8 protein-coding genes are annotated in these 10009 nt (G+C 72.7%); 5 read left to right on the forward strand and 3 right to left on the reverse strand.

The window, feature by feature from the left end:
- The first annotated feature begins 161 nt into the window (after window positions 1–161).
- Window positions 162–425 carry an I78 family peptidase inhibitor gene (locus NFU81_RS30480; RefSeq protein WP_251496966.1) on the forward strand — a complete coding sequence of 88 codons (264 nt, stop codon included), beginning with the start codon at window positions 162–164 and terminating at the stop codon, window positions 423–425.
- Between the two features lie 72 nt (window positions 426–497).
- Here NFU81_RS30480 and NFU81_RS30485 read toward each other — a convergent pair whose 3' ends face one another.
- Window positions 498–1526: a phosphatase PAP2 family protein gene (locus tag NFU81_RS30485; RefSeq protein WP_422665328.1), complete on the reverse strand. Its 1029-nt coding sequence runs from the start codon at window positions 1524–1526 to the stop codon at window positions 498–500.
- 316 nt (window positions 1527–1842) lie between these two features.
- Between NFU81_RS30485 and NFU81_RS30490 the strand changes: the two genes are divergently transcribed.
- A complete protein-coding gene (locus tag NFU81_RS30490) occupies window positions 1843–3426 on the forward strand; it encodes an MFS transporter (protein WP_251496968.1) in 1584 nt (527 codons plus the stop codon).
- Window positions 3427–3489: 63 nt separating this feature from the next.
- On the forward strand, window positions 3490–4698 hold the full coding sequence (locus NFU81_RS30495) for an acyl-CoA dehydrogenase family protein (RefSeq protein WP_251496970.1): 1209 nt from the start codon (window positions 3490–3492) through the stop codon (window positions 4696–4698).
- Between the two features lie 37 nt (window positions 4699–4735).
- On the opposite strand, the gene NFU81_RS30500 is transcribed toward NFU81_RS30495, so the two are convergent.
- A complete protein-coding gene (locus NFU81_RS30500) occupies window positions 4736–6895 on the reverse strand; it encodes an MMPL family transporter (protein ID WP_274038013.1) in 2160 nt (719 codons plus the stop codon).
- Window positions 6896–7073: 178 nt separating this feature from the next.
- Window positions 7074–7517 carry a cell division protein SepF gene (locus NFU81_RS30505; RefSeq protein WP_251496972.1) on the reverse strand — a complete coding sequence of 148 codons (444 nt, stop codon included), beginning with the start codon at window positions 7515–7517 and terminating at the stop codon, window positions 7074–7076.
- A 375-nt stretch (window positions 7518–7892) separates the two neighbouring features.
- Between NFU81_RS30505 and NFU81_RS30510 the strand changes: the two genes are divergently transcribed.
- Together NFU81_RS30510 and NFU81_RS30515 are read left to right on the forward strand one after the other, a co-directional pair.
- A complete protein-coding gene (locus NFU81_RS30510; RefSeq protein WP_251496975.1) occupies window positions 7893–9167 on the forward strand; it encodes a DUF5685 family protein in 1275 nt (424 codons plus the stop codon).
- A gap of 445 nt (window positions 9168–9612) precedes the next feature.
- Window positions 9613–10009 (forward strand): LLM class flavin-dependent oxidoreductase (locus NFU81_RS30515; protein ID WP_422665330.1); only part of this gene is annotated, 397 nt, incomplete at its 3' end.

A 10009-nucleotide genomic window follows, 5' to 3' on the forward strand; every position in this document is an offset into this window, starting at 1 on the left:
CCCGGTGACAGTATTTGCGGAGAAGTTGTGCGGAAGCTGTGTGCACAGGAATTTCATTGACCGCGGTATTCGTACACCCGCCTTAGCGAGGAAATGTACGATCCGTGACGCGTTACGCCGACCGGCGGCGTTCGCCCGTCCGGCGGCCTACCGTGGCAGGCATGGCGCCCACACCGCACCCCCGCGACCAGGACCCCGGCGAGCCGGACGACCGGCGGCCGCCCTTCCCCGCTCCCAACCCGCACGACGACCTCGACGCGTACCCGGGACTCCCGCTGGAGCAGGCCGAGCAGCGGGCGTACGACCGCGGCTGGCAGACCGTGCGCAGCCTGCCGCCGGACGCGGTGGTGACGATGGAGTACGTCGCGGGACGGCTGAACTTCACCGTCGCCGACGGCCGGGTGCTGCGCTGCTGGATGGGCTGACCGCCGTACACGAGAGCGGGCCGGGTGCCGTGTCGGAACACGGCGCCCGGCCCGTTGGGCCGTTCGGGTGGGTCAGCCGACGACACCGCGGCCGCGGGCGGCCTGCTGGTGGACCAGCGGCGGGGCGGGGCGGGGGCGCTCCACCGGCGGGCGGCGGCTGCCCGCAGGGGTGGTCGGGGTGCGTTCGTGGCGGCCGGTCGGCGGCCGGCCCGGCGCGTGCGGGCTGTTCGCTCCCGGAGCGGTCGCCGTCGCGGCAGGGCCCGCGGCTGCGGTCGCGCTGCTCGCGGTGACCGTGTGCCGGGTCGCCGGCGCGGCTTCCTCCTCCTGCCGGGCGAGCGCACCGGCCGGCACCGCCTGCCGTGCCAGGCTGCGCGGGCGGCGCCGGCGGCGTGCCCATGCGGTGCTCAGAAAGGCCTCGGCCGAGGCCATCGCCGGCTCGAACCAGGGCAGCGCCAGCAGGATCAGCAGGCCCGCGGCCCAGCCGAGCAGGACGTCGCTCACCCAGTGCGTGCCGAGGTAGACCGTCGTCGCGCCGACGCCGAGCGCCAGCAGCGCGCTGGCCACCGAGCCCCAGCGCCTGGCCCGCGGCGTGGTGGCCAGGTAGGCCAGAACGCCCCAGGTCACCACCGCGTTGGCGGTGTGACCCGAGGGAAATATATCGCCGCCGGCGAACATCTCGGCCGATCCGACGCTCGTCGCGTAATGCGGTCCGAGGCGTCCGAGGCCGTATTTCACGGCCCCGACGGTGATGTTCAGAAGGAGAAGGGAGGTGCCGAGCACCAGCAGGGGGTGCAGGGTGCGGTGGCGCCACGCCCGCCAGCCCAGCCACGCGAGCACCATCACGGCGGTGGGTCCGCGCTGACCGAGAACCACGAAATAGTCCAGGAACGCGTGGATCTGTGGCCATTGCTTGTAAGGACGCCAGAGCATGACCTGCCAGTCGAGCGTCACCAGTTTGGAGGTGGTGAGGACGCCCACGACGATGGCCACGTAGACCGCCAGCGTCGCACCGAACAGCCATACGCGTGTTCGACTCATCCGCCCCAGGGCGCGGTTGGCCGTACGCTCCGCCGCGCGGTCGAGCCTGTCATCGGTACGCACCCAATCGACGTTACAGCGTGTGACGGCATTGGTCGGCCGAACGGCCTGCTTTGTAATGACGATGTGATGTGGACTGCGTCTCACCACCCCTTTGGCAGACGGCGGTTTCGAGAGAATGCGGGGAGGTCCGAAGTTTATGTTCGGGTGTTGATACTCACATCGCCGTGTTCTTATTTATCGCTTATTTCCCCGCCCTTTCTCCCGAGTTTCCCGTCCGGTGGGCGGTGCGCCGTGTCCGGGAGGCGGCTCGCTGCGGGGGTGGGCCGCGCCGGGTCTCGCGTACGCTGGCGGCTCACTCGTTCGTGGAGGTACGCCCATGGCGCGGCAGGTCAGCCGGTGGACCATTCTGGTGGTCCTCTGCGTCAGCCTGCTGATCGTCGCCCTCGACGCGACCGTGCTGCACGTCGCGGTGCCCGCGCTCACCGAGGACCTGCACCCCGGCTCGCAGGACCTGCTGTGGATCGTCGACGCGTACCCGCTGATCGCCGCCTCGCTGCTGATCCTCTTCGGAAGCCTCGGCGACCGGATCGGCCGCCGCCGGGTGCTGCTCACCGGCTACGCCCTCTTCGGCGCCGCCTCGGCGCTCGCGGCCTTCGCGCCGACCCCGCACATCCTGATAGCCGCCCGGGCGCTGCTCGGCGCCGGCGGCGCCATGATCATGCCGGCCACGCTGTCGATACTCCGGCAGGTCTTCCCCGACCGGCGCGAGCGGGCGCTGGCGATCGGTATGTGGAGCGCGGTCGCCGCCGTGGGCGCCGCGGTCGGCCCGGTCCTCGGCGGCTTCCTCGTCGAGCACTTCTGGTGGGGCTCGGTCTTCCTGGTCAACATCCCGCTGATGGCCGTGATGCTGCCGGTGGGCCGGCTGCTGCTCCCCGAGTCGCGCGGCGGCTGCGACGGGCCGTGGGACGTCCTGGGCGCGGTCACCGCCGCCCTCGGCGTGCTGGGCGCGGTCTTCGGCGTCAAGCGGCTCGGCGCCGGCGCGGCGCCGCTGGCCACCTCGGTGTGGCTGCCGCTGCTGGCCGGCGGCGCACTGCTGGTGCTGTTCGTCCGCCGCCAGCGCCGCCGCAGGCACCCGCTGATCGACATGCGGATGTTCGCCCAGGCGGCCTTCAGCACCTCCGTGGGCTGCATCGTGCTGGCGATGCTCGCCCTGGTGGGCCTGGAACTGATCGCCGTGCAGTACCTGCAACTGGTGCTCGGCCTCAGCCCCCTCGACACCGGCCTGCGGCTGCTGCCGCTGACCTTCGCCGCGATGGCCTCGGGCCTGGCCGGTGCCCGGCTGCTCATGCGCTTCGGGCCGCGGCGGATGGTCTCCGGCGGCTTCCTGCTCACCGCGCTCGCCGTGCTGTCGCTCACCGCGATGGGCCAGCACGACCACCCGATGCTGCTGACCGTAGCCTTCGTGATGCTCGGCGCGGGCCTTGAGGCCACCCTCTTCGGCGCCTACGAGTCGATGCTCAGCGAGGCCCCCGCCCACCAGGCGGGCGGCGCGGCGGCGATCGGCGAGACGTCGTACCAGCTCGGCGCGGGGATGGGCATAGCCCTGCTCGGCAGCGTCATGAACGCCGCCTACGCCCCGCACGTCGCGGGCGTCAGCGCCGCCGACAGCGCCGCCGCCGGCCAGTCGCTGGGCGGGGCCTACGACGTCGCCGACCGGCTCGGCGGCGGCAGCGGGGCCGCGCTGCGGCACGCGGCCCGGAACTCCTTCGTCTTCGGCATGCATCTGACGCTGCTGGTCAGCGCGGTGCTGCTGGTCGCCGGCGCCTGCGCGGCGCTGCGGCTGCCGCGGGCCATGGAGTGCGCACCGCGCGACACCCGGCCCGCGCTCAGCCGGGACGCGCAGCTCCCGGCACGCCAGGCGGCGCCGGCGGCCGTACGCTCTGGACGCGCGGCAGACTGATCCGTAACGTCGGGCCGGAGTCCGTTGTTACCACTGCTAGTTTTCCGGCCGGAGGTCCCTGCCATGCCGCCCGCAGCGAAAGCGTCCCCGTCCGGCCCGCCGCCGTTCGACCCGTACGACCCGCTGGGTCTCGACGACCTGCTCGACGACGAGGACCGCGCGGTCCGCGACACCGTGCGCCGCTGGGCCGCCGAGCGGGTGCTGCCGCACGTGGCCGGCTGGTACGAGCGCGGCGAGCTGCCCGTCATCCGCGAGCTGGCCCGCGAGCTGGGTGCGATCGGGGCGCTCGGCATGCCGCTGACCGGCTACGGCTGTGCGGGTGCCAGCGCCGTGCAGTACGGCCTGGCCTGCCTGGAGCTGGAGGCCGCCGACTCCGGAATCCGCTCGCTGGTGTCGGTGCAGGGCTCGCTCGCCATGTACGCCATCCACCGCTACGGCTCCGAGGAGCAGAAGCAGCAGTGGCTGCCGCGGATGGCCGCAGGCGAGGTCATCGGCTGCTTCGGGCTCACCGAGCCCGACCACGGCTCCGACCCGGCCGGGATGCGCACCCGCGCGCGCAGGGACGGCTCCGACTGGGTGCTCGACGGCCGCAAGATGTGGATCACCAACGGCTCGGTCGCCGGCGTCGCCGTGGTGTGGGCGCAGACCGACGACGGCGTCCGCGGCTTCGCCGTGCCCACTGGCACCCCCGGTTTCAGCGCCCCCGAGATCCACCACAAGTGGAGCCTGCGCGCCTCGGTCACCAGCGAGCTGGTCCTCGACGGCGTACGCCTGCCCGCCGACGCGGTGCTGCCGGGCGTGACCGGGCTGCGCGGCCCGCTGAGCTGCCTGAGCCACGCCCGCTACGGCATCGTGTGGGGCGCGATGGGCGCGGCCCGCGCCAGTTTCGAGGCGGCGCTCGACTACGCCCGCAGCCGCGAGCAGTTCGGCCGCGCGATCGGCGGCTTCCAGCTCACCCAGGCCAAACTGGCCGACATGGCCGTCGAGCTGCACAAGGGCATCCTGCTGGCCCACCACCTCGGCCGCCGGATGGACGCGGGCCGGCTGCGTCCCGAGCAGATCAGCTTCGGCAAGCTCAACAACGTCCGCGAGGCCATCGACATCTGCCGCACCGCCCGCACCGTCCTGGGCGCCAACGGGATCTCGCTGGAATACCCGGTCATGCGGCACGCCACCAACCTCGAATCGGTCCTCACCTACGAGGGCACCGTCGAGATGCACCAGCTGGTGCTGGGCAAGGCGCTCACCGGGCTCGATGCCTTCCGCGGCTGACCCGCGGTCAGGGGCGCATGTCGACAAGCCGCCCTGTCTACATGTGCACATGCGGCAGCACCCGGTCCAACCGCCGCGGGAACCACCAGTTGGACCGGCCCAGCAGGAACATCGTGGACGGCACCAGCACCAGCCGGACGACCGTCGCGTCGAGCACCACGCTGACCGCGAGGCCCAGCGCCAGCATCTTGACCACGACGGCGGGCGACACGGTGAAGGACAGGAAGACCGCCGTCATGATGAAGGCCGCACTGGAGATCACCCGGCCGGTCGCCGAGAGCCCCGCGCCCACCGACCGGGTGTTGTCCGCGGTGCGGTGCCAGGCCTCGGAGATCCGCGACAGCAGGAAGATCTCGTAGTCCATCGAGAGCCCGAAGACGATCGCGAACATCATCATCGGGACGTACGACTCGATCGGCACCGCCTCGGGCAGCCCGAGCGCCCCGGTGATCCAGCCCCACTGGAAGGCGGCGACCAGCACGCCGTAGGAGGCGCCGGTGGTCAGCAGGTTGAGCAGCACCGCCTTGAGCGGGATGACCAGGCTGCGGAAGACCGTCATCAGCAGCACGAAGGCGGCGATCAGCACGATGCCGATGATGATCGGCAGCCGGTCCTTCACCGTGTTGCGGAAGTCGAACTGCCCTGCGGCGGTGCCGGTGACGTAGCCGTGGGCGCCGGTGCCGCGCAGCGCGTCGGGCAGCACGCGGCCGGTCAGCGCGTTGAACAGCCCTCCGGTGGCGGCCGACTGGGGATCACCCGAAGGAGTGACCGTGCCGACGAGCAGCTTTCCGTCGGACGTGGGCTGGAGCGGGGTGGCCTCGGCGATGTCGGGGGTGTCCTGGAGTGCCTTGTCGACGTCGTCGCTGATCTGGCTCGCCGGGACGGTCGACTGCGAGACGTCGACGACCACGGTGAAGGGCGCGTTGGCGCCGGGGCCGAAACCGGGACCCTGCCCGTCGGAGACCAGGTCGAACGCGATCCGGCTGGTGCTGCCCGCCTTCGCGGCGCCGTCGTCGACATGGCCGAGCCGCATCGAGAACAGCGGCACCGCCAGCACCGCGAGCAGCGCCACCCCGCAGGCCAGGAAGGTCGCCGGGTGGCGGGAGATCAGCCCCGCGTAGCGGTGCCAGCTGTCGTCGTCGCCCGCGGTCTCGGCGACCGGGTGCCGGCGCACCGTCCAGCGGTCAATGGCGCGGCCGGTCAGCACGAGCGCGGCGGGCACCAGGGTCAGCGACGCGCTCGCGGTGATCACCACGGCGATGGTCGCGGCCAGGCCCAGCTTGCCGACGAAGCTCAGCCCGCACGCGTACAGGCTCATCAGCGCCACCGCGACCGTCGTCGCGGCCACCAGCACGGCGTGGCCGCTGGAGGAGCAGGTGCGGGCGACCGCGTCGGCGGGGGAGCGGCCGTCGATCAGGTCCTGCCGGAAACGCGTGGTCAGGAAGAGGGCGTAGTCGATGCCCACGCCGAGCCCGATCATGGTGGCCAGCGTCGGAGCCGCGTTGGCGAAGGTGACCACCCCCGCCACGATGCCGACCACGCCGATCCCCACCAGCACCGCGACCAGCGCGCACAGCAGCGGCAGCACCGCGGCCAGCACGCTGCCGAAGACCAGCAGCAGGATCACCAGGGCCGCACCGATGCCGACCAGTTCACTGCTCAGGTCGTTGGCGGGTGCGGTGGTCACCTGGTCGAGGCCGCCGCCGTAGGCGACCTGCACACCGTCGTCCCTGGCCGGGGCGGTCGCCTTGTCGAGTTCGTCGACGTAGCCGTGGCCGAGGGACTTCAGCGGCTCGTCGAAGGAGACGGTGGTGTACGCGGTCGCGCCGTCCTTGCTGGTGACCAGGGAGGAGGCGGCGGTGGCGTGCGGCATCGCCTTGAGATCGGCGACGGCGGAGTCCACCGCCTGCTGATGGTCGGCCACCGTGCCGGTGCCGGCGTGGAAGACGACCAGGCCGTTGGGCGCCGCGGCCGCCGGGTCGGAGGCCGTGAGCAGGTCGCCGCCGGTGTCGGACTGGCTGCCGGGCAGGGTGATCTGGTCGCTGAAGGTCGCCCCCACGATGTGGCGGCCGCCGAGTGCGGCGACCAGCAGCACCAGCCAAGCGGCGATGACCCACAGCGCGTGCCGGGCGCAGAAGCCGCCGAGCCTGGCGAGCTTGCCGTCAGGGGCTTCTGGCGCAGGTGCGACCGACGACACGACGCCTCCAGAAGTCGTACGGAAATGTCCCGAGTCTTCCGGAAATCGGTGGGCGCATGCGGCCGACAGGCCGAGGCGGATCGCAGATGTACGCGGCTCGTGGGCTCGCCCGCAGGCGGGTGCCCGCGCCGGGCAGGACTCCCACCGGACGCGACTCGCGGTCCGGTGAGAGCCCTGCTCAGTTCTGGTTGAAGAAGCCGTCGCCGCCGCGGCGGTCGTCGGCGTTGAGCACCGAGTAGTCGGCGGGGGTCAGCAGGAAGACCCGGGTGGCGACCCGCTCGATGGAGCCGCGCAGGCCGAAGGTGAGGCCGGCGGCGAAGTCGACCACGCGCTTGGCGTCCGACGACTCCATGCCCGTGAGGTTGACGATCACCGGCACGCCCTCGCGGAACAGCTCGCCGATGCCGCGTGCGTCCCGGAAGCCGTCGGGGGTGACGGTGGCGATCCGCCGGCCCTGCTCCTGCGCGGACTCCGTGGCGACCCGCACCCGCGGATCGGTCACCCAGGTCTCTGCGCGACTGGAGCCCTCGCCGTAGTCGGCGTACTCCTCGTCGTAGTAACCCTCGCCACCGTTGTCGTCGACGAGGCCCAGCCAGGCACTCGCCCGTCGAACCGATCCCATGAACGCCTCCTCTCTCACACGCGGTCAGTACCGTCCGTCCGCTAGTCCTATCGTCGTCCATGATGTGGATGTTGCGCCAAGCGGATAGCCGCCACTCAGGCGAGTTGTGACGGTACTGGCACACACGATAGTGGCGTACCGTCAGGCCGCCGGAGGTGTAGGGGAGGTGACGATCCGATGGGAACGCATTTCACGTCCGGGTGACGACCGGGGCCGGACGGCCCTGTACAGGCCGTCTGCCCGGTCCTTGCAGGTACCCATCATGCATTCCTTGAGGATGATCCGACAGGCGATAACATGACCGGCTGTCGGTTGAGGGAGTTTCGGCGTGGCCACCGGGAATTACGGGGCGCGCGGGGTCACCGGGGGGAATGCATGTTCGGCATCATCAGGCCGTGCCGCCACCGAATGTCGGAGGGAATGGCCGCGTCCTGGCTGGCCCATCTGTGCGGGCTGTGCCTCGCACTGCGGGACGGGCACGGGCAGGTCGCGAGAATCGCCACCAATTACGACGGCCTGATCATCTCGGTCCTGGTCGAGGCGCAGACGGCCGCGACCGCGGATCTGCGCAGGACCGCGGGGCCGTGCCCGCTGCGCGGCATGCGGACCGCTCCGGTCGCCACGGGCGAGGGCGCGCGGCTGGCCGCGGCCGTGTCGCTGGTGCTGGCGTCGGCGAAGATGCGCGACCACGTCGAGGACAGGGACGGCGCCTACGGGCGTCGGCCGGTCGCCGCCGCGGCCCGCGGGGTGGCCCGCCGCTGGGACCGCGCGGGCGCCAGGACCGGCGGCGACCTCGGCTTCGACACCGCGGTGCTGGTCGACGCGGTGGGCAGGCAGGGCGCGATCGAGGCGGCGGCCGGCCCCGGCACCCCGCTGCTGACCGTCACCGAGCCCACCGAGACCGCCACCGCCGCGGCCTTCGCCCACACCGCCGTCCTCGCGGGCCGGCCGGCCAACGCCGCGCCCCTGGAGGAGGCGGGGCGGCTGTTCGGCCGGCTCGCCCACCTGCTGGACGCGGTCGAGGACCTGGCGCAGGACACCCGCACCGGCGCCTGGAACCCGCTCACCGCGACCGGCACCGACCTCGCCGAGGCCCGCAGGCTTTGCGACGACGCGCTGCACGGCATACGGCTGGCCCTGCGCGACACCGACTTCGCGGGCTCGGCGGCGGGGCGGCTGGCCCACCAGCTGCTGGTGCACGAACTGGGCCGCTCGGTGGACCGGGCCTTCGGCGCCGGCGGCTGCGCGCACGGGTCGCACGCCTCCGGGGCGGATGCGGCGGGCGCCGGTATCGCGGTCCAGGGCAGCGGCAACCCCTTCGGCGGGAATCCGTACGCGCCGGGCGCCCCCGGCACCGGCGCTCCCGGGCAGAGCCCGTACGCGCCCGGCGGCCCCGGTTTCCCCGGCGGCTTCCCGCCGCCCGAGCCGCCGCGCCCGCGCCGCGGGCTGCTCGCCGGCTGCCTGGTCTACACGGGCCTGTGCTGCACCTGCCAGTTGTGCTGCAGCGAGCACGAGGACGCCTGGAGCAGGGAGCGGCGGGACTCGTGGTGCAGCAACTGCGACTGTGATTGCTGCGACTGCTGCAGTTGCTGTGATGGATGCGATGGTTGCGATTGCTGTGATGGGTGCGACTGCGGCTGCGACTGCTGAACCGGCTGTTCGAGCCGGGCAGGTCGCGGCGGGGTCACATCGTGCGGGAGGCCCGAGGGAGGGGCGGGGAAGAGCGAAGCATGCGTGTGTGAAGGCCGGACGATCCGTCGGGGCGGGTCAGTGCCCGCAACACGACGCCGACCACACCCGACCGAAGTCGATGTGGTCGCGGGTGACGAGCCGACAGCTGCGCATGCCCACAGTGCAGCAGCCGCCCACGCGATCCGTCAACCGCGGCGAGACGCGCTGTCCACGGGCTGGACATGCTTGACAGCTGGTGACAGCGGCGGCTTAGCCTTCGGTGAAGCCCCTGGTGGCTCAGCCGCGTTGAGGGACGCGGCGGCTGTGTGAAGGCACCACCCGTGCCACTCCCGCGTGTCGACGGAGCCTTCGCATGCCTGCCCACTCGTCTCCCTCCGCAGCTCCTGCCCTCCCTTCCGGCGCCCTGCCGGGCCACCGCCCTGGCCGCACCCTGCATCTGGCCGCCGCGATCGGCGGCGGCCTGCCCGCCGGGCAGGGGACCGCGTACTACCGCGACCTCGCCCGGCTCGCGGAGGGCGGCGGCCTGGACTTCGTCACGCTGGAGCTGGCGGCGGGCCCGACCGACGGCTCCGACGGCTCCGGCGGCGCCGGGCCGCTGGACGCGCTCTCGCTGCTCGCCTCGGTGGCGCCGGCGACCGGCAGGATCGGTGTCGTTCCCGCCGTGCCCGCCGTGCCCGCGGTGCCCGCGGGGGCTTTCGACGTCGCCGTGGCCGTCGCCACCCTGGACTGGGTCAGCCGCGGCAGGGCCGGCTGGGCGCTCGCGGTGCCGGGTCCGCCGCCGGGGCGCGGCCGCGGGCGGC

Origin of the sequence: Actinacidiphila cocklensis, from assembly GCF_907177275.1 — a bacterium.
GTDB classification, from domain to species: Bacteria; Actinomycetota; Actinomycetes; order Streptomycetales; family Streptomycetaceae; genus Actinacidiphila; species Actinacidiphila cocklensis.